General features: G+C 42.0%; 24 protein-coding genes and 1 pseudogene. 15 read left to right on the plus strand and 10 right to left on the minus strand.

The window, feature by feature from the left end; translation table 11 throughout:
• The first annotated feature begins 60 nt into the window (after positions 1-60).
• The 3 genes and pseudogenes from HWQ58_RS09950 to HWQ58_RS09960 all read left to right on the plus strand — a co-directional run.
• Positions 61-2,673 carry a TonB-dependent siderophore receptor gene (locus tag HWQ58_RS09950; protein ID WP_292861061.1) on the plus strand — a complete coding sequence of 871 codons (2,613 nt, stop codon included), beginning with the start codon at positions 61-63 and terminating at the stop codon, positions 2,671-2,673.
• Between the two features lie 23 nt (positions 2,674-2,696).
• Positions 2,697-3,833 (plus strand): PepSY-associated TM helix domain-containing protein, encoded by a 1,137-nt coding sequence (locus HWQ58_RS09955; RefSeq protein WP_292861064.1) that lies wholly within the window; start codon positions 2,697-2,699, stop codon positions 3,831-3,833.
• 126 nt (positions 3,834-3,959) lie between these two features.
• Positions 3,960-4,076 (plus strand): annotated as a pseudogene (locus HWQ58_RS09960) (PepSY-associated TM helix domain-containing protein); the annotation flags it as partial.
• A gap of 37 nt (positions 4,077-4,113) precedes the next feature.
• On the opposite strand, the gene HWQ58_RS09965 reads toward HWQ58_RS09960, so the two are convergent.
• Positions 4,114-4,284 carry a hypothetical protein gene (locus HWQ58_RS09965; protein WP_292861067.1) on the minus strand — a complete coding sequence of 57 codons (171 nt, stop codon included), beginning with the start codon at positions 4,282-4,284 and terminating at the stop codon, positions 4,114-4,116.
• A 151-nt stretch (positions 4,285-4,435) separates the two neighbouring features.
• Entirely contained in the window at positions 4,436-5,161 is a 726-nt protein-coding gene (locus HWQ58_RS09970) for an AraC family transcriptional regulator (protein WP_292861070.1), read from the minus strand.
• Positions 5,162-5,363: 202 nt separating this feature from the next.
• On the opposite strand from HWQ58_RS09970, the gene HWQ58_RS09975 reads away from it, so the two are divergent.
• The 3 genes from HWQ58_RS09975 (at position 5,364) to HWQ58_RS09985 (ending at position 8,149) form a co-directional block, all read left to right on the plus strand.
• Complete coding sequence (locus tag HWQ58_RS09975; protein WP_292861073.1) at positions 5,364-6,668, plus strand: O-acetylhomoserine aminocarboxypropyltransferase/cysteine synthase family protein; 1,305 nt, start codon at positions 5,364-5,366, stop codon at positions 6,666-6,668.
• 118 nt (positions 6,669-6,786) lie between these two features.
• Positions 6,787-7,866 (plus strand): homoserine O-acetyltransferase, encoded by a 1,080-nt coding sequence (gene metX / locus HWQ58_RS09980; protein WP_292861076.1) that lies wholly within the window; start codon positions 6,787-6,789, stop codon positions 7,864-7,866.
• Positions 7,867-8,020: 154 nt separating this feature from the next.
• Complete coding sequence (locus HWQ58_RS09985; RefSeq protein ID WP_292861079.1) at positions 8,021-8,149, plus strand: hypothetical protein; 129 nt, start codon at positions 8,021-8,023, stop codon at positions 8,147-8,149.
• A 7-nt stretch (positions 8,150-8,156) separates the two neighbouring features.
• Here the strand turns inward: HWQ58_RS09985 and HWQ58_RS09990 are convergent, their stop codons facing one another.
• A complete protein-coding gene (locus HWQ58_RS09990; protein ID WP_292861082.1) occupies positions 8,157-8,336 on the minus strand; it encodes a hypothetical protein in 180 nt (59 codons plus the stop codon).
• Positions 8,337-8,569: 233 nt separating this feature from the next.
• Here HWQ58_RS09990 and HWQ58_RS09995 point away from each other — a divergent pair, with 233 nt between their 5' ends.
• The gene (locus HWQ58_RS09995; RefSeq protein ID WP_292861085.1) at positions 8,570-9,214 is read left to right on the plus strand and encodes a nuclear transport factor 2 family protein; all 645 of its coding nucleotides are present in this window, start codon (positions 8,570-8,572) and stop codon (positions 9,212-9,214) included.
• Positions 9,215-9,222: 8 nt separating this feature from the next.
• Positions 9,223-10,503 carry a glycosyltransferase gene (locus tag HWQ58_RS10000; protein ID WP_292861088.1) on the plus strand — a complete coding sequence of 427 codons (1,281 nt, stop codon included), beginning with the start codon at positions 9,223-9,225 and terminating at the stop codon, positions 10,501-10,503.
• A 122-nt stretch (positions 10,504-10,625) separates the two neighbouring features.
• On the opposite strand, the gene HWQ58_RS10005 is transcribed toward HWQ58_RS10000, so the two are convergent.
• From HWQ58_RS10005 to HWQ58_RS10015, 3 genes are all read right to left on the minus strand, one after another.
• Positions 10,626-10,808 (minus strand): hypothetical protein, encoded by a 183-nt coding sequence (locus tag HWQ58_RS10005; RefSeq protein ID WP_292861091.1) that lies wholly within the window; start codon positions 10,806-10,808, stop codon positions 10,626-10,628.
• Positions 10,809-10,879: 71 nt separating this feature from the next.
• Entirely contained in the window at positions 10,880-11,902 is a 1,023-nt protein-coding gene (locus HWQ58_RS10010) for a spore photoproduct lyase family protein (protein WP_292861141.1), read from the minus strand.
• Between the two features lie 103 nt (positions 11,903-12,005).
• A complete protein-coding gene (locus HWQ58_RS10015; RefSeq protein WP_292861094.1) occupies positions 12,006-12,362 on the minus strand; it encodes a hypothetical protein in 357 nt (118 codons plus the stop codon).
• Positions 12,363-12,759: 397 nt separating this feature from the next.
• Here HWQ58_RS10015 and HWQ58_RS10020 point away from each other — a divergent pair, with 397 nt between their 5' ends.
• Entirely contained in the window at positions 12,760-13,314 is a 555-nt protein-coding gene (locus tag HWQ58_RS10020) for a hemerythrin HHE cation-binding protein (RefSeq protein ID WP_292861097.1), read from the plus strand.
• Between the two features lie 198 nt (positions 13,315-13,512).
• Here HWQ58_RS10020 and HWQ58_RS10025 read toward each other — a convergent pair whose 3' ends face one another.
• Positions 13,513-13,713, minus strand: a complete 201-nt coding sequence (locus HWQ58_RS10025; RefSeq protein ID WP_292861100.1) for a hypothetical protein — start codon at positions 13,711-13,713, stop codon at positions 13,513-13,515.
• A gap of 29 nt (positions 13,714-13,742) precedes the next feature.
• On the opposite strand from HWQ58_RS10025, the gene HWQ58_RS10030 reads away from it, so the two are divergent.
• The 5 genes from HWQ58_RS10030 to HWQ58_RS10050 all read left to right on the plus strand — a co-directional run bounded on the left by HWQ58_RS10030 (position 13,743) and on the right by HWQ58_RS10050 (position 17,851).
• Complete coding sequence (locus tag HWQ58_RS10030) at positions 13,743-13,907, plus strand: hypothetical protein (protein WP_292861103.1); 165 nt, start codon at positions 13,743-13,745, stop codon at positions 13,905-13,907.
• A gap of 396 nt (positions 13,908-14,303) precedes the next feature.
• A complete protein-coding gene (locus HWQ58_RS10035) occupies positions 14,304-16,010 on the plus strand; it encodes a D-aminoacylase (RefSeq protein WP_292861105.1) in 1,707 nt (568 codons plus the stop codon).
• A gap of 130 nt (positions 16,011-16,140) precedes the next feature.
• Entirely contained in the window at positions 16,141-16,983 is an 843-nt protein-coding gene (locus tag HWQ58_RS10040) for a hypothetical protein (RefSeq protein WP_292861107.1), read from the plus strand.
• Between the two features lie 132 nt (positions 16,984-17,115).
• Positions 17,116-17,319 carry a hypothetical protein gene (locus tag HWQ58_RS10045; RefSeq protein ID WP_292861109.1) on the plus strand — a complete coding sequence of 68 codons (204 nt, stop codon included), beginning with the start codon at positions 17,116-17,118 and terminating at the stop codon, positions 17,317-17,319.
• A 145-nt stretch (positions 17,320-17,464) separates the two neighbouring features.
• On the plus strand, positions 17,465-17,851 hold the full coding sequence (locus tag HWQ58_RS10050; RefSeq protein WP_292861111.1) for a type II toxin-antitoxin system VapC family toxin: 387 nt from the start codon (positions 17,465-17,467) through the stop codon (positions 17,849-17,851).
• 255 nt (positions 17,852-18,106) lie between these two features.
• Here the strand turns inward: HWQ58_RS10050 and HWQ58_RS10055 are convergent, their stop codons facing one another.
• Genes HWQ58_RS10055 through HWQ58_RS10065 form a run of 3 tightly spaced genes read right to left on the minus strand, consistent with a single transcriptional unit; the run spans position 18,107 to position 18,772 of the window.
• Positions 18,107-18,256 (minus strand): hypothetical protein, encoded by a 150-nt coding sequence (locus tag HWQ58_RS10055; RefSeq protein ID WP_292861113.1) that lies wholly within the window; start codon positions 18,254-18,256, stop codon positions 18,107-18,109.
• Positions 18,249-18,548, minus strand: a complete 300-nt coding sequence (locus HWQ58_RS10060) for a type II toxin-antitoxin system RelE/ParE family toxin (protein WP_292861115.1) — start codon at positions 18,546-18,548, stop codon at positions 18,249-18,251. Before HWQ58_RS10060 ends, HWQ58_RS10055 begins: the two co-directional genes overlap by 8 nt.
• Positions 18,548-18,772: an addiction module protein gene (locus HWQ58_RS10065; protein WP_292861117.1), complete on the minus strand. Its 225-nt coding sequence runs from the start codon at positions 18,770-18,772 to the stop codon at positions 18,548-18,550. The genes HWQ58_RS10060 and HWQ58_RS10065 overlap by 1 nt, the downstream gene beginning before the upstream one ends.
• Before the next feature lie 460 nt (positions 18,773-19,232).
• On the opposite strand from HWQ58_RS10065, the gene HWQ58_RS10070 reads away from it, so the two are divergent.
• Positions 19,233-19,619: a type II toxin-antitoxin system VapC family toxin gene (locus tag HWQ58_RS10070; protein WP_292861111.1), complete on the plus strand. Its 387-nt coding sequence runs from the start codon at positions 19,233-19,235 to the stop codon at positions 19,617-19,619.
• The last annotated feature ends 201 nt before the right edge of the window (positions 19,620-19,820 follow it).

Below are 19,820 nucleotides of genomic sequence, written 5' to 3' on the forward strand. Positions count from 1 at the left end.
GCAAATGACCTTGTAGAGATCACCTGAAATCAGAAAATGCCCTATTGTACCTAAAAGCTATTGAAATTAAGTTGCAACTGTTTTTCTGGGAGTGCTGCGATCGTGGTGTGTGGAGCTTTAGGTCAAAAATCTTATATTCTTTTCATAGTGGGTGTGTTCTCAATTCTGACGATGCAACCTGCTCAAGCAGATTCAGATATTTCTCGCCTTCAGGATGTTATTCATCCCCAGAGAAGTAGTGCTGCACTGCTGGCTCAAGACTCTGGTGTAACGGTAGCACAGGTGACGGGAGTGAAAGCCAATCCCACGAATCAAGGCGTGGAGATAATTTTACAGACTTCTCTTGGGCAACAGTTGCAAGTTATAAATCGCAGTGCTAGTAATAGCTTTATTGCTGATGTTCCCAATGCCCAACTGCGTTTACCGTCGGGTGAAGCCTTTACATTCCGCTCCACTAAACCAATTGCAGGTATTACTGAAATAACAGTCACTAACTTTGATGCCAATACTATTCGGGTGACAGTTATCGGTGAGGGGAGTGTACCAACAGTTGAGTTATCAGACAGTCCAGACGAGGGTTTGATTTTCTCTGTTGCCAGTGCTGCATCTAGAGCGCAAAACCCCACCCCGCCAGCGCCAGGGTCACAACAAACCCAGCCAGAGCAACCAACAGCCCAGGACGATCAGCCGATTGAATTGGTAGTTACGGGTGAGCAGGATACAGGATATAATGCGCCAGATGCGTCAACTGCTACCAAAACCGATACACCCCTGCGGGACATTCCCGCTTCAATTCAGGTAATTCCCCAAGAGGTGATTCGCGATCAGGGTGCAATTAGCGTCAGAGAAGCAGTGCGTAATGTCAGCGGTGTCACCTATGCTAGTTCAGGTGGCAATCGTGGAGAGAGTTTTACTGTTCGGGGCTTTAGTGCCGAGCCGTTCTTGAATGGATTTCGTGGTGAAGGCTTTTCGCGAACTCAAGAGGAGAGTGCAAACATCGATCGCATCGAAATCTTGAAGGGACCTGCATCCATTCTGTATGGACGGGTAGATCCATCAGGAATCATCAATCGGGTTACTAAGAAACCGCTATTTGATCCTTTCTACGAATTGAATTTTACAGCCGGAAGCTATAGTTTTTACCGTCCAACCTTAGACTTTGCCGGTCCACTCAACGACGAGAAAACATTAGCATATCGTTTGAATATTGCCTACGAGGATGCAGGGAGTTTTCGCGATCGCGTACAGACTGAGCGATTCTTATTTGCACCATCTTTTACCTATCGGCTAGGTGAAAATACGACCTTAAACTTAGATGTGTCCTATTTGCGGGACGCACGACCGATTGATCGGGGACTGGTGGTACTAAGTGACAATAAAGTTCCTAATATTCCACTGGGTCGCTATCTGGGTGACCCGACTAGGCAGGAAAAATTCACCCAAACCCTAGCAGCCCTCTACCTCGACCATCGTTTTAATTCCAATCTCTCGCTCCGGTCTTTGTTTCGCTATACCGCAAGTACTGAAAGTGGTCCCGGTGCTACTCTACAAATCTTCGGTGATACAGAAGACGATCGCACCTTTGAACTGGGCAATTCTATTGGCGATCAATACTATGAAACCTACTCCTGGCAAAATGACCTGACTGCCAAAGTCAAAACGGGATCAATTCAGCATACGGTATTGTTGGGCTTTGAACTTACACGACAGAAGAACTTATTCTCTGCTAGAGATCGCTCGGCTGGATTCATTGATGTTTTTAACCCTAGCTACAACTTTACTTTTGGTGAGTTTGATCCCTTGAGAACTGGTAATTATGTCACCGAGACTTTTGGTATCTATCTGCAAGATCAAATTACCTTGCTGGATAACCTCAAACTGCTGGTAGGTGGAAGATTTGATACCTATCGCTATGAATCCACTACCAACGATGTTCCAGATCCGCCCGACAACGCAGATGCATTTACCCCACGTGTAGGCATTGTTTATCAACCGATTCAAGAAGTGTCACTTTACACCAGCTACAGCCAGTCTTTTACCCCTAATAGCGGTAGAAGTCGGAGCGAGCAACCCTTTGATCCCCAACGTGGCACAGGCTATGAAGTTGGAGTCAAAACAGAGTTGCTCAATGGTCGGTTATCTTCAACGCTAGCGTACTACAATACGACGCTGAAAAATGTCCTCACCGACGATCTAGGTAATCCTCCTGGCTATTCGCTTCAAGTTGGTGAACAGCGCAGCCGAGGCATCGAGTTTGATATTGCAGGTGAAATTCTTCCAGGCTGGAAGGTGATCGCATCCTACGCTAACACCGATGCAGAAGTTACCAAAGACAACACATTCGCGGTCGGCAATCGGCTCAATAATGTGCCGCGCAATGGTGGCAGCCTATGGACAACCTACACCCTGCAAACAGGCAGTTTGAAAGGATTAGGCGTTGGGTTTGGGGCATTTTTTGTCGGTGAGCGAGCAGGAGATTTAGCTAATTCCTTTGTGGTTCCCGGCTATACTCGCTTGGATGCAGCGCTGTACTACCAAAAAGAGAATTTCCGAATTGGACTCAATTTCAAAAACCTCTCGGATATTCGCTATTTTGAGGGATCACAAGGTCGAAATCAGGTTATTCCAGGTGCACCCTTTATTGTACAAGGTACGATTTCATATTCATTTTGATTGGTACAGCAGGAGTATCCACTATGACATCTAAAACGGTATATAAAGTTATCTTTGGTTTACATCGCTACATCGGGTTAGCTGTCGGACTGATTGCGATTATTGTTGGTTTAACTGGTAGCCTGCTGGTTTTCCAATCCGAAATTATTGCCCATCAAAAGTATTCCCAAATTGAAACCATCACTCATAAAGGAGAAATGCTGCCGATTGAGGTCGTTCTGAATACGGTGAAAAACAGCTATGCCAGCCAGTCCGATGCCAAGCTCCAGCGAGTTTATGTGCCGACAAAACCAGATGCACCATTTAATGTCATCTTTGCAACTAAGGAAAATGATTGGATTGAAAATTACGTTCATCCTTATACAGGAGCAGTTCTCGGTAATACTCTCAATCCCAACCCTGTAGAGCGCTTTTACAAGGTTATTTATGAACTCCACTACAGTTTGCTAGCAGGTGACATTGGATACAAAATTGTTGGCACTGTTGGTTTACTGGTGTGCATTCTGACGATGACAGGAATATTTCTCTGGCCTGGTTGGAGGAAGTTACTGACAGGCTTCAAAATTAAGTGGAATGCTCATCCTAAGCGAGTGAACTTTGATATTCACAAAGTTGCTGGTGCGATCGCAGCTGTGTTTCTTGTTTTCACATTTTTCACAGGTTTCTGCTGGAATTTTAATGAATTTAGTGAGCCTCTAATTCGGGCAATTACCTTTAGTTGGAAACCAGAAGTTGTTTCTCAACCTATACCCCATCAGTCTTCCCTGAAACTTAGCCAGCAACTTCAGACGGCTCAAGCTCAATTACCCAGTGCAGAACTCAGAAGCGTTTATTTTCCTCAAAAACCAGACAGCGCTTTGATGATTCGCTATAAGGAACCTCAAGAAAAAGAAGACGGTGGAAACAGCTATGTCTACTTCGACCAGTATAGCGGTAAGGTCTTGCGAGTAGACAATGCTCTCAAACCCTCCTTAGGCGATCGCATCCTCAACTCCTTCACTCCCCTACACTACGGCACATTTGGTGGTTTGCCTACTCGTATTCTCTATGTGTTCATAGGACTTGCACCGTTAATTTTATTTATTACTGGCTTTGTGATGTGGCGGTATCGCAAAAGACCTACGACTAATTTACCCATAGAAGCGTTCGCCCAAAAGTAGAAACGCTCCATTCGTGAGAGGTTAAGGTCAGGTACTATTTGTCAATAAGCAATAGTACTTAAAATATTGCTAGAATCGGGCTAAAATTGAGGTTGAAAACACAATTTTTGAGCAGGCGATCGCGTCTTCAACTCTTTTGAACCACTCCACTACGGCACTTTTGGCGGATTACCTACGCGCGTTCTTTACATCTTCGTAGGAATTGCCCATGTGGTTTTATCTATTACTGGTTTTGTGATGTAGCGGTATCGTCACATCACAAAACCCCTCACTAAACCACCTATTGATACAACATCAAATTCCAGCTTGACAAATTAAGACTTTTTTGCATCAGTGATTTCGGACTAACGTAACAACAACCAAAAGCAATAAACCTACGGTTTGCGGTGCGATCGCACAGATGTAATATATCTAATAAACAGCGATCGCCTACGGCAGGCGAGTACGCCATCGCACAGTCAACACACGATGACAATTAACATGAGGACGTTGATCGAAAGTTATGGAGAACCACTACCGCAAGATTTGGAAAAAGCGATCGCATCCTCAAAGTCTCAAGTAAAGAATACAGTGACACGCGAGAACTCAATTTGTTGCTCTATCTACGCTCGTTTTTTAAGTGAAGACGTAGCAAGTGGAGGACTTTTTCGCGGACTTATCTGTGCGATCGCCGCAATTTCCGCAAGTGACAAATTTTGGTCTAAGTTATCGTTGATATAAGCGATCGCTTCTTTTAATTTATGTTTTGGTAATCCACCTGTGTATTCTCGAATGATAAATTGCTGCGTTGAGTAACGTTTCAATAAATGCACCGCTAGCAGATTTACTGCTGACTCCATATACAGGGAATTATCAAATCCACTAGTTTCTATTTCTTGCTTGAGTGTCAGTCCAATTTGTTGAATCAATGGATCGTGAGTTTGCAGTTGTTGGACAATTTCAACGGCATCAGCATTTACTGATTCGTAGGCAATACGAGTAATCATCGCTGGTTCAAGACCAAAGTGAATAAACCCTAATTCCTGTTCAAATTGTACTGCTGGAGAAATTTGATCGGCGGGAAAAACCCCCACATCGGTTGCTGCATAGGATTTACTTTGCCAGTGTCCGTTAATTTTTAATTTTGCCTCAAACTCTCTACTGTAAATGGTAATAATGTGCTGAAAAGGCGATGTTTCAGGAAGTTGATAGTTTGACTGGCGATGATAGGCAAAATAAAAACCATTGCAACCTGCAACTGGACTGGAAATAATTAAAGGTTTGGGAAGAAATTGTTTTAGTTTGTCTGGTTGGGCAGCATTAATTCTAAAAGGCTGGTCTATTTGCATGACGACTCACACGCTTTTTTTCTAAATATAAATTAAAAGGTGTTAATTCCCATTTTCTATCCAACTTGTTGTGCTAGAGATGAGGAATCCTGGGTGCAAACAGTTAAAATACGGTAAGCCTTGCAAATTACCGTTAATTTATCCAAAACAAGGCTCAATTATTGTTACTTGTTTGTATAATTGGAAACTCAAATAACTGCTTATGTCAGAACAATATCGTTTTGAAACCCTGCAAGTTCATGCTGGACAAGAGCCAGCTCCTGGAACTAATGCTCGTGCTGTACCGATTTACCAAACGACTTCCTACGTTTTTGATGACGCCGACCACGGAGCGCGGTTATTTGCTCTCCAGGAATTTGGCAACATTTACACCCGGATCATGAACCCAACAACGGATGTATTTGAAAAGCGGATTGCTGCTTTAGAAGGAGGTATAGCAGCTTTAGCAACCGCTAGCGGGCAAGCGGCGCAATTCTTGGCAATCAGTACCATTGCTCAAGCTGGGGATAATATTGTTTCCACTAGTTTTCTGTATGGTGGGACATATAATCAATTTAAAGTATCTTTACCACGGTTAGGTATTAACGTCAAGTTTGTTGAGGGAGATCAGCCGGAAAGTTTTCGTCAGGCGATCGACGATCGCACGAAAGCGTTATACGTTGAAACCATTGGCAATCCTCAATTCAACATTCCCGACTTTGCCGCTTTAGCTCACATTGCCCACGAAAACGGCATTCCTTTAATTGTGGATAATACCTTCGGTGCTGGTGGGTATCTAGCTCGGCCAATTGAATATGGTGCAGATATCGTAGTAGAATCTGCAACTAAATGGATTGGTGGACATGGTACTTCCATTGGTGGCGTAATTGTCGATTCTGGTAAATTTGACTGGGGTAACGGCAAATTTCCTCTATTTACTGAGCCAGCACCGGGCTATCATGGGCTGAATTTCCAAGAAGTATTTGGCCCTAATGGTTCCTTTGGCAACATTGCCTTTATTATTCGCGCTAGAGTTGAAGGGTTACGAGATTTTGGCCCGTCCTTGAGTCCATTTAACGCCTTTCTGTTACTGCAAGGATTAGAGACTCTCTCTCTACGTGTAGATCGTCATGCGAGCAATGCCCTAGAATTGGCTCGGTGGTTAGAGCAGCAAGAGCAAGTATTATGGGTTAATTATCCGGGGCTTCCCAATCACCCACATCATGAACGAGCGAAAAAATATCTTCGGCATGGCTTCGGGGGAGTTTTAAACTTTGGTATCAAAGGTGGACTAGAGGCGGGTAAAGCTTTTATTAATCATGTGAAATTAGCGAGTCATTTAGCAAATGTTGGTGATGCGAAAACCCTCGTTATTCATCCCGCTTCTACAACCCATCAACAGCTAAGTAATGACGAACAGCTTTCAGCAGGAGTGACACCCGATTTGGTGGGTGTATCAGTGGGAATTGAACATATCGACGACATCAAAGAGGATTTTGAGCAGGCATTCCAGCAAGTTAGGATTTAGTTTTTAATTGGGCATTGGGCACAAGAGGCAGAGGTGCAAAGGGGCACAGAGGCAGAGGGGAAAAACTTACTGCAATTTCTCCCCTGCTCCTCTGCTCCCTCAACTCTCCACTCTAGTTATGATCTATTCAGATTTCATCTCACTGCAAACCCAGTTTTACCAGATGACTGTGCCATTTCCACTTGAAGGCGGCGAAGTATTAATTGGGGTTCAGGTTGCTTATCGCACCTGGGGACAGTTAAATGCTCAAGGCGATAATGGGGTACTGATTTGTCATGCCTTAACTGGTTCGGCTGACGCTGATGATTGGTGGGAAGCTTTGTTTGGTTCCGGGAAAGCCTTCAATCCAGAACGCGACTTTATTGTATGCAGCAACATTTTGGGAAGTTGTTACGGCACAACTGGGCCAACTACTATCAACCCCATAACCGGAAACCCTTATGGCGTATCCTTCCCTAAGATTACAATCCGAGATATGGTTCACCTGCAAGCTGTACTACTAGAATACCTGGGTGTTCAATCTCTGCGGTTAGTAATTGGCGGTTCACTCGGTGGGATGCAAGCACTGGAATGGGCATTGTTATATCCAGAAAAGGTGAAAAGTATTGCACCCATTGCTGTTTCTAGCAGACATTCAGCTTGGTGTATTGGATTGAGTGAAGCTCAAAGACAGGCAATTTATGCCGATCCAAACTGGCAAAGAGGGAACTATACTTTGGATGCGCCCCCAAACCAAGGACTAGCAGTGGCGCGGATGATGGCGATGTCTACTTACCGTTCTTGGGATAGTTTTACAAGCCGCTTTGGACGGCAGTATGATGCATCTGAGCAGTTTACTATAGCCAGTTACTTACAGCATCAGGGTCAAAAGCTAACAGAACGATTTGATGCCAACACTTACATCACCCTTACCCACGCAATGGATCGCCACGATGTTGCACGCGATCGCACCAGTCCTAATTTGTCAGATTATGAATCTATTCTACAAATCATCCAGCAACCAACTTTAGTTGTTGCAATTGATTCTGACATTCTCTATCCTCCAGTAGAACAACAAGAATTGGCAAATTCAATCCCGAATGCTCAATTGGCGTGGTTGAAGTCAACCCACGGACATGACGCATTTTTAATTGATATGGCTGCATTAAATGAACTGCTAATCTCTTTTCGGCAAAGTTTAGATTTCTCAACCTCCTAACTCGATATATTGAGAAAACAGCTTGGCGTTTCGAGTTCACAGAGGAATGATAAAGTTAAAAAGGCGTTGGCTACGCCCGCCGCAGGCATCGCACTTTGCGTTATCAAGGGTAACAGCCAGTTGTAGATATCGCTACAGGTGGGTAAATTTGTATATGGAAATTTCTAGAGTGGCGACAGTCGCGGGAGTTGAGATTTTGCGACAGCGCCAACTAAAAGATAGTGTACCAGATTTGCGGTGGGTATCTGAGCGCATTCAGAGATACGTATTTTTGTTAACCTAACTGGCGGCTATTGGTAAAAGTAAGCTTGCGTATCTGCAACAAGCTTCCTGTCTCCTAGAACTACGGTGTACACACAAGTCTCTTGACTTGCAATGACATTGCATCGACGAACAATGAATGACATTGCATCGACGAACAATGGCATTGCATCGACGAACAATGGCATTGCATCGACTAACAATGGCATTGTATCGACTAATGCTATTTCTCTTGTTCTCATACAGAGCATGAGAATGAAGAAAGTCTTATCAAGCTAGGTTTTTAGGACTTGTGTGTACAGCGTAGTCTCCTAGAAAAGGCCAGGTGATATCGCTAGTAAAAATTCTTTTAATCAACGCCAGCCAACAGAAATGGCAGAATATGGGTTAGTAAGATTAAAAAAATTATCGGTAAGCGTCACCCAATCTACAGGTTTTTTATATGATCAAACAGAAATGGGCAAGCATATACAAATGCACTCAGTTACTTTGGAGTGTTTTGTTAGTGTTGGTAATTTGGAATCTACCCCAACACGCTCTGGCAGATGTCAACCCACAGGAGATAAATGCAATTATTCGCACGCAGGATATTGCCCTGCAAGCTCTAAACACTCGCGATTTTACCAAAATACAGCCTTACTTGCACCCAAACTTCACAATCACAACAGTTGATAACCAGATTTTTCACAAAGTTCCTGAGTTTGAAAAGTACTGGAATCAGCAGTTTTCCAGTTCCATCAAAGATATCAAAATGCAACTAAAGGGAGATACTCTCAGAACATTTCTTACTCCAGAGATAGATGTTGCATCTGGAGAAGCGATCGCATCTTTCTTTTTCAAAGATGGCAAAGCGGCTGATATGGCGTTGCGATGGACAGCAGTGCTACAAAAACTCCAAGATAAATGGATGATTCAATCGCTGCATTTCTCCTCCAATCTGTTGAATAACCCAGTATTGAATACTGCTCAACAATTGGGGCGGATTTTAGCAGTTGCAGCAGGGGTGGGCGGTTTCCTTTTGGGAGCGGTGACGATACTACTATTACCTCGCAGGACTAAGCAACCAACCGAAACCGAAAATATATAGCAAATCAAGTGGGAAAAAACATCTATCAGCCCAGTAAAAATATTAGCTTTCATCGCTGTCTCAAAGCAATCCTAGTAGTTTTATTAGTCTGGGGTGGCGTGAGTTTACTGCATTGGCTACCAGAAACACAATGGTTGATGTTGGGATTAACGGCAATCCTGACTGTGCAAACGTTACGGATGCTGATAGCCAAACCAGCGACGGCGGTGATGGAGAGTGAGATTTATTTACCGCCAGTCTCGATTTTAGTTCCGGCTAAAAATGAAAGTCCAGTCTTGCCCGATCTAGTTTACAGCTTATACCAATTGAATTACCCAAGCGATTCCCTAGATATCTGGGTTGTTGATGATGGTAGTACCGATGAAACTCCCCAGATATTGAGGGAATTACAAACTCAATTTCCATCTTTACAAGTTCATCGACGGGAATCTAAAGGTGGTAAATCAGGGGCCTTGAATGCAGTGTTTCCCTTTACGCAAGGGGAGATTATCCTAGTCTGTGATGCGGATGCTCAGTTAAGAGCCAATTTTCTCCAGCAAACAGTACCTCTGTTTCAGAAGCAAGCGATCGGTGCGGTGCAAGTGCGAAAAGTGATTTCTAATGCTAATACCAATTTCTTAACCCGTTGTCAGCAGATGGAAATGAACTGTGATAGTTTTCTGCAAACCCATCGTATTGCTATTGGTGGAATGTCTGAACTGCGAGGTAATGGGATGTTAGTTAGTCGGGAATTGTTAGAAAAGTGTCAAGGTTGGAATGAGAACACTGTCACCGATGATTTGGATCTTTGCTTCAAACTCTATTTAGCAGGTGCGGAAATGGAGTTTGTTACAGTTCCATCAATTCAGGAAGAAGGTGTAACTACTTGGGAAAAACTTTGGAATCAACGCTGTCGTTGGGCTGAAGGTGGCTATCAGCGTTATCTGGATTACTTTCCTCAAATTCTGACTTTAGGTTGGGCAAAAGAAATTGATTTACTATTGTTTTTTATATTGCAATTCCTTTTGCCAATTGGACTAATACCCGATTTATTGTGGACAATATTTCATAGCCATCATCCAGTTTTATTTCCCCTCCAGACATTACTCAGCATCATTCTGACAATTGCCTTTATTGCTGGAGTTTACCAATTTCAAAATTTACGAGGATGGTCTTTGCTTTGGGCAACAATTCAAGGATCATTATACATGGTGCATTGGATTCCTGTGATGATTGTGACAACTTTAAAGATGTGTGTGCAGGAGCGATCGCACTGGGTTAAAACTGAACATCATGGTCGAATTACTTAAATAAAGTTGCAGTATGGTTTATTAATTAGGTGGTAAAATCTTGAAGCAGTAAGCTTTTGAAGTAAAAAATCTCCGAATTTAAGTTTATTTATGGAGTAGTTTAAACAGATCAATATTTGCTTTCAATTTATAGCAAATAGTGTCAGCAATTTTTCATTTTTAGAAAGTAGGGAAGCAATACTACTGTTCCACTGGTAGCTAATATTCAGAAAAGCGTTGGATATGAAGGCATAATCAAAAGGCGAACTTTTTTTCCATTCTTCCTGTTCGACAAAGTCTGCTGACTCATGAGAAGGTCGTGGCATTGGTACGGTAGGTGCTTGTGTGAGTATGCATACTTATTGATTTTATTATGGTTGTGCTAGCAGACTTGATATTAAGTCCAATAAAGAATTTCTGCATTTGAAAAGCGCCTACTAATCTCCGTCTCAAAAAAGCAACGCAACGCCTTCATTGTGTCCTTATCATAAACGTACTTAGTTCCGCCAAACTTATTACGCTTGACACTGCGTTTTGCCTCATCCATCTCTAATTTGGATTGCGGATACCAAGTTTGTAAAACTTCTTTTGATCCTGGTGTAAACCGATGCGAGATTAGTTCAAAAGTAAGGTTACACTCAAAATCCAGTGCCTCGTTTATCTGGTCAAACAAAGAACTATAGTGCATCTGCCAATCGTCTATCGGCATAATTGGCGCGATAACTAAGCCTACTGGATAACCACCACCGCCACGCTCTAATGGTAGCGCTAACCGTCGCAATGCATTCAGTCTGGATGTTACGGATGCTGTGCCACCTTCAAACTTGCCAGAAATCGGTGCTGCATTAACACTCATGCGACAACGGGTATGCCCATTGTGTGGTAAGTTGAGTAACCCATCCACAGCATCAAATTTTGATACCCAACGTAAATGTGCATTACTACGAGTGCCAAAGTAACGGATACATTCAGCTAGGCTTCCAGTTAGATGCTCAATACCCAATGGGTCTGTGTAACAGCTAACTTCAAAACTCGTGTTTTTACTTTGTTGCTCGTAGTTAGCTAAGTTCTCTAATATCTGCGGTAAGTTAGCAAAAACGCGGATAACAGGTGGCCCTGACAAGCTACCAGCTAAGTAGCAGTATTGACAATGAGCCGGACAACCCTCAGCAATGTGAAACTGCCAATCCGCAGAAGGTGGAATGGGACTCAGTTTAAAAGAACTGGGTGGTGCAGTAACCACTGCTAAGGTACGCTTGGCGATGTTGTAAGTATCCCGCTCAGACTCACCGCGCAGTCCCTTGAGACGATTCTGTGATAATTCTTCGATTGGTAAGTTGAGTGACTGTACACGTGTAAGAATCTGCTGCCCCCAAACCTCATTTAAGGCAGCAGGTGTAAACAGTACCCGTTCAGGTATCCACAATCTTGGCGATTTTATTTGTGTATCTGATACTGAAACCTGGTCTGTAATTGTATTCAGCAATATCTTTCTCCGTTATTTAGTTTGCTGATTTGTGCAATTAATTTTCAAGGACTTGCTTAATTCGTCGCTCTAACAAGTCAAGATCCAAAGTGCCTTCATCACGGTTAATTCTACGCACAGTCGAATTAACATTACCTAAATTTACCAATAAATCTTGAAGAATTTCTTGCTGCTGACGTGCTTGGGTAATTTCGCGTGGCTCCTGTACTAAATCACGCACAATGGTATCTTCAGCACGAGAGGCGATAATTGGATCGCTTTGCCCTTGAATGTGAACAAAGGTTCGTCGCCCAGGACCTCGTTCTTCTTCTATTGGGATAACTGCTGTAACTTGGTCAGAACGCACATATTTTCCAAATCCTAAATGGACTAGCTCTGATGAAAGTATTTTCATATAGTTGAAGCCGAATTTTTAAATCTTACTTATATTATAAAATCTCCAAAAGCGACTTAAAACCATAGACCATACGGGTTATACCCAATTAAAAGTAGTAGTTATATTTGCTTACACCAATTCTATGTGAGACACCTCCCAAATGTTACCAGGACGTTTGATCACAAGACGGCTAAAGCCAAGCAGTCACATTTTTAATGAAGCCTATTCTCTTTACTAACTGGCAGAAATAGACCTGATCGCATGTAACTTTATAGAAAAAGGCTGAAACATACTTACTAAACTTGATATAAATCTTTCTGAGGAGGGACGGACTTACTCAAACCTCAGGAGAATATGGAAAAAGTGAGAAGAGCTTGTCATAACCGATAAAACCTGTAGTCTGGAGTTAATAATCATGGCCGATGTAACGAATGTAGCGACTAAGCTTGCTGATCTAAAGCTTTTTCAGAATGTTTTGTTGGAAAGTGAGCAAAAGTTAATAGCACAGACGGACGACAATACGATTTGCGAGCGGCTCCAAGGAATGATAAACAGCGATCGCTTAAATCTCGGCGTCATCGAAGCAGTTATTTCTAAATACGGCAACGCAGCAGAACCTCGCGACATTACTCAACAACATGCCCAGAAGGTAAGCCAAATGATGAGCGGGTCCGAGCTAACTCTGTATGACAAGTACTTACAGCTTGAGTTGCTAAAGCATCAACAGACAATGACCGGACTGGTTCTACACAAGGTTGCCCAGTCCTTGAATGATGACCTTCAAGATTTGATGGAACCGCTCAACCGAGTTAATTTTGAAAATCGTGCTCACCAAGAGATTCTTAAAGGCGTTCTTTACTTCGTCGGAACACGAGAGATAGCTGGTAAGGAACCTGACATGGGTCTGTGGGCTAGCGTTGAACAGGGAATTGCAGCCCTTAAGGGTGTTATAAGCAGCGCGGTAAACTAGTAGCAATGAGTGGCATTGGGCAGCTAAGAGGTCGCGGAAAATCTCAACGTTTACCAATACTCACCAGTACAGGTTCTGGTAGTTGCCGTGGTCGTAGCTAATGCTGGCTACAAGATAGTTACCCACAAAGGCTTCTTGGTCATAAAAGGAGATTTCGAGAATGGTTGGGGCTTCTACTACTTCTTCAGAAATCGGAGGTCATTGATTCCCCACTTCCGAATTCCGACTTACTACTTCCGACTTAATTGGGTGATGCCATTGGATGAAGCGTAGACATCGGGCAACTGTAGTAGCACGGAATTTCTCTTTGCCGTTGACCATGACTAGCCAAGGTTGGGTTACGAATTCATCGTGGTCATAAGAACCTTGCCCTAGAATAAAACCCAGCGACAGCAACAATTACGGTTACTGCTGTTGAGGTCCCAAAGTTGACAGAGGAAGAACAGTGCGATCGCCTGCACTTGGAACGCAAAGTGGAGAAAGCTGTTTTTGAAGCAGGGAAGGCACTGATGGAGTTACGAGACAGACGGCTGTACCGTTCAACCCACCACCCTTTTGAAGAATATTGCCGCGATCGTGGTTACAACCGCTGACAGCCTTACCTTTTAACGGACGCAGCTGTTGTTTTTGATAATTTGCTTGAGAAATGTGATCCAATGGATCACATTTTGCCAACTAGCGAACGCCAAGTCCGACCAATGACCAAGCTTGAACCCCATGAACAGCAAGAAGTATGGCAACAGGCGGTGGAACAGTTATGATTTCATCCTTGAAGCTCTGTTTCATGAAGCTTTATTCTATGCATCTTTATAAAGAATTAGTAGTTTGGAGCTTATACCTTGGTTGCACAGGATACTTAAGCCTTGCCTTCAGGAGGTTATCGGTATGTTGACAATATTCAATCACAAGCGATCGCCATTTCCAATAAATTCCCAACCTATAATCACCCTAAACAGATCCAATAACAACCAAAAGGCAATAAAAGAATCATGTTGGATTTGCTGATTCAAAACGGGTTAATTTTCGATGGTTTAGCTTCTCCACCTGTTCGCAGAGATATCGGCATTCAAAACGGACAGATTGTCATCCTAGCACCCTCCTTAACTACTCCAACGCGTGAAGTAGTTGATGCTTCTGGGTTATGGGTGACACCTGGATTTATAGATATTCACACCCACTACGATTTAGAGTTAGAAATTGCACCAGGATTGAGTGAATCAGTGCGTCATGGTGTTACCAGCGTGGTCATTGGTAACTGTAGCTTGTCTGTTGCGATCGCAGAACCCCAAATACTGGCTGATATTTTTCAGAGAGTAGAGACACTTTCGCATCAGTTGATTGCAAAATGGCTACAAAAGTCGGTTTCCTGGCAGACACCAGCAGAATATTTACAGCATTTGCAACAGCTACCCCTTGGGCCCAATGTTGCCCCAATGTTTGGACACAGTGCCTTACGCGCTCATGTGATGGGATTAGAACGCAGTTTAACGGTTCAGCCGACAAAATTTGAACTAAAAGTTATGCAGCGCATAGCTACAGATGCTTTAGACGCTGGCTTTATTGGTATTTCTATTGATATGTTTCCCTGGCATCGGATGAGTGGAGAATGGCAAGACTGTACAATTCCCTCTCAACACGCCAAATTTAAAGAATATGCAATGTTGGCGGATTTGTGTCGGCGGGGTGATAGCGTTTTTCAAGTCACACCCAATTTACAACGACTTGCTTCCTTTGTGGATATTCTGCGTATAGGTTCAGGAATTGGACAAAAACCACTGCGGCTAACTGTCCTCTCAGCCTTGGATGCCGTACACGATCGCAAACTATGGCGAATATTTTCCCCCCTGCTTTTTATTTGGAATCGGCTTCTAAATGGTAATGTGCGCTTTCAAACCTTAACCGAACCCTTTACCATTTACTCTGATGGATCTGTCACGCCCTTAGTTGAAGAATTCTCCACAGGCGCACAACTCAATGGCTGTCAGTCACGAGAAAAAAGGCAACAACTATGGGCATCGGAAATTTTTCGTCGTCAGTTTCGCCAAGAATGGCTTAGTAAATGGCGTAAATCATTCCATCGTCAGTTAGATTTAATGGAAGTTATTCACTGTCCCGAAGCAAGTTGGCAAGGGTTAAGTTTTGCCCAAATTGCTCGTCAAAACCAACAAGAACCAGTAGATTTATTTATCTACGCATTACAAAAATACGATACAGATTTACGCTGGGTGGCGACAGGAGCGAACGATCGCCTAAAACCCCGTTTAGCGATGATGCAGCATCCCTATATTTTGCCTGGTTTTACCGATGCTGGCGCTCACGTCCGTAACCTGGGCTACTATGATGGAGCTTTGTCTTTGCTCAAACAAGCAGTTGCAACGAAGTTCCTTTCACCTGAAGCTGCGATTTGCCGTGTTACCGGAGAACCTGCTGGTTGGTTTGGTCTTGATACGGGAGTTCTGAAAGTTGGTGCGAAAGCGGATATAGTTTTACTCGATCCCAATGCTTTAAATCAGCCAATTAGCCCGCAGGTGCAGATATCAGATCCAGTTTTAGATGGTGAACCTCGGATGGTTAAGCGTGGTTCGGATGAGATTGTGCAAAGGGTTTATATTAATGGGATTCAGGTTGTTTGTCGGGGGAAAGTGAGCGATCGCTTGGGGCGGGAAAAGTTGGGAACTGTTTTGTTTCCTGGTTGAATTATTTCACGCAGAGGCATAGAGACGCAAAGAGAGATAAAAAGCCTGTAATTACCCATAAAATCAGGGATTTATGCTGTAAAATCACGTAAGTCCTAATTGTTTATTTTGGATAAACTTTATTTAAAATATGCATGAGTTAGCATTAGACAATAGGAAATTAAAAGAATTAATTAAGAAGTGTAGACATTTCTCAATCAAGCCTCTTGACCTACCTAGCTATGAAAGAGGTATCAAGCAGAATCAAAACGTTAGGGAATTGCTCTCTGAGCTTGTCGATGCAGCCGTTCAAGATTTATTGGCTTTGTCAAATGACGAAAAAAAAAGCTTAGTAAAAAGCTTTCCTCCTGCAATAGAGATGTTTTCAGATTTAGATCCTTCTCAAAAGGATGAAAAGGAATTAAGGAGAATTGCAGTCTATTACATTGTTGCTGAATTGCATCGCAGCAATTTTTCATTCAAAGCAATAGTTAATGAAAATATTGACAACAGTACAGTTTTCCAAATTTTTCCTGAACTTAAGGAAAGGTTAGACAAAGATAACTTGCTATTTATTGATGGCGAACTGATAATGCATGATTATGGTATTGAGTACAAGGACTATATTATTCAATACCATCGTTTTTTACGGAGTAGATACCTTTCATACTCAAACTCAGGTTTTTTAGGGCGATGGATAACTTATTATCAAAAAACACAATCATTCAATCAATTCAGAATTGCAATAGATCACCACAGTACATTGAAATCAAAAGAAGAATACGATCAGATACTAGAATTCGATACTTGGTATGGGCCGGCATTTGATCCAGAAAAACTAGATGACCCGAATTATGTTGGGTTAACACTTTTAGGAAGAAATAAAAACTCCCTTTTTGAAGATGAGTATAAATTACATCGAACTGAATTCTTCTGGAGTTTTAGAGATGGTATCAAAACATTTGAGACAGAAGAGATTTCTGATGATGGTTAGTGGTATGACTGCTACTACTTCAATAAGTATGTTCACAGTGAGAGAAACGTTACCCATAAAGTTACTCGTCACGTTGATGGAGCCGTAAAAGTTTATTTTAAAACCGATTATGCAAATAGAAAAAATGCAAACTTGCCAAATAAAGACAGTCACACAAAGATAAAGCTTTGGAGAATAGATGGCAATGTAGACCTTGAGAATTGGATTAACTTAATTACTTTTTTCTATAAGGGTAATGAGATGGTATATGAGTATTTTGATCCAGTTGGTTTTGAGGATAAATTTGAGTTACGTGTTAGAGATTTTGAAGCTTGGAAGAAGCAACAAGAGAGTTAAAAAATTATTGCTACCAAATGACTATTAAAGTATAAATTCTATTATTCGCTGGCAAGTATGATTGTTTTAGTTCATCTGGGAGGCTAAAACCATCAAAACTATAAATTAAGGGGATAGTTTGAATCAAAAGGAATCATAAGTTGCCGTGAAGGAAAGCATCTACATTGAAACCAGCATTTTAGGTCACTTGACCGCTAGACCAACAGACAACCTGATTCTTGCTGCCAACATCAAGATCACACAAGACTGGTGGAATGAAAATTGTAGTTCATTCATAATCTATGCTTCAGAAATTGGTGAGGATGAAGCAGCTAAGGGAGATCCTGCGATCGCGTCTCAACGGTTGAGTATGTTACAATCCTTCATGCTCCTTGAACTTACACAAGAGGCTCTAGAGCTTGCCCAAGCATTCCTCAGCCAAAGTAATCTCGCAGCAAAAGCATCAAACGATGCTCTACATATAGCATTGGCAACAGTGTATGGCTTGGACTATCTGCTAACATGGAACTGCAAACAGATGGCAAATGCTTAAATCCAGCGCAAGCTATCACAAATTAGCTCTGATCTTGGGTATGTTTTACCAGTCATTTGTACACCTTATGAACTCATAGGATATAACCAAGAGACTTAATCATGTACAAAAACGAAATAGTTGAAGAAATTCACAAGTACAGAGAAGATTACGCTCAATCATTTCAATATGATTTGCAAGCTATATTTAACGATTTACAAAGAAAACAAACCGAACACAAGCATAGACTGGTAAGACTCCCAATCAAGCGGGGGTCTAACAAATCACTGCATCCGAACGCAAGCTAGATCCTACAGCGAAGTGATCGCTGATTAGGAACGTTAGTGCGATCGCTGTTCTTATAGCTTGGGTTAAGTAACGCAACCCAACACTAATATTATCGCTGTGAAGAGAAATTTTATTCAATTCTATCCAACCACTGTTTTGGATTGCGTTTTACATGGAAGCAAGCAAGTACAAAAACTGTATCTTGATCAAAAACGTAGAGAATTATGTATGGAAATCGGCGGATTAATGCTCTTCTTACCTGTTTGTGGATGACTTGGTAAGCAAGGGGTTGTCGTCCAATTCCCGACAGACAAGCATCAACAGCACGGACGAATTCAGAACCTAAACCTGGATTTTGAGATTCGTACCACTCAAAAGCATCCTGAATATCATATTCTGCTTCTAGCTGAATAATCAGGTTATAGTTCATTAGGAGAATCTTAACCGTTTTTTAACCTCTTCCCAACTAGAACCACTTGTAGGGTTTTTTTTGTAATTTTCTAACCGTCGATCTAATTCCTGTTGTTGTGTTGAACTCAAGGGCAGTTCCTCTTGCTGTTCTAAGATACTGTCCCATAAATCTTCAGCCAGTTGGATACGTTCTGCAATGCTGAGTTCAGAAATATCAAATTTCAAGAGGGGATGCAGACTCATGAGTACAGAGTTAGGGTTGAGCTTTCACCTATTTTACAACATAGTGTGATACCTACGGCGGGTGGAGCGATCGCTTTATTCAGCATAGGTATCACTTTGCTACATTAGATTGTGCCTCAGCAATAATCACTCCTAAATGACTTGTAAAATTTAAACAGGGAAAAATTACTCCATTTTTATGAGTGAAAAACTCCAGAACGAAAAAGACAAGGTACAAGCAAATACTAGTATAAAGACAAATAAAGAAACAGAAAATGAAAAAGTTCTATGTTCTCATTGTCAGCGCACTGCTACGAACGGTATTAAATGTAAAGGTATTTGTGTGGCTGACAATGACTATTAAGGTATAAATTATATTATTCACTGGCAAGTATGATTGTTTTAGTTCATCTGGGAGGCTAAAACCATCAAAACTATAAATTAAGGGGATAGTTTGAATCAAAAGGAATCATAAGTTGCCGTGAAGGAAAGCATCTACATTGAAACCAGCATTTTAGGTCACTTGACCGCTAGACCAACAGACAACCTGATTCTTGCTGCCAACATCAAGATCACACAAGACTGGTGGAATGAAAATTGTAGTTCATTCATAATCTATGCTTCAGAAATTGGTGAGGATGAAGCAGCTAAGGGAGATCCTGCGATCGCGTCTCAACGGTTGAGTATGTTACAATCCTTCATGCTCCTTGAACTTACACAAGAGGCTCTAGAGCTTGCCCAAGCATTCCTCAGCCAAAGTAATCTCGCAGCAAAAGCATCAAACGATGCTCTACATATAGCATTGGCAACAGTGTATGGCTTGGACTATCTGCTAACATGGAACTGCAAACAGATGGCAAATGCTTAAATCCAGCGCAAGCTATCACAAATTAGCTCTGATCTTGGGTATGTTTTACCAGTCATTTGTACACCTTATGAACTCATAGGATATAACCAAGAGACTTAATCATGTACAAAAACGAAATAGTTGAAGAAATTCACAAGTACAGAGAAGATTACGCTCAATCATTTCAATATGATTTGCAAGCTATATTTAACGATTTACAAA

This window comes from Nostoc sp. LPT, assembly GCF_017115165.1.
Classification (GTDB): Bacteria; Cyanobacteriota; Cyanobacteriia; order Cyanobacteriales; family Nostocaceae; genus Nostoc.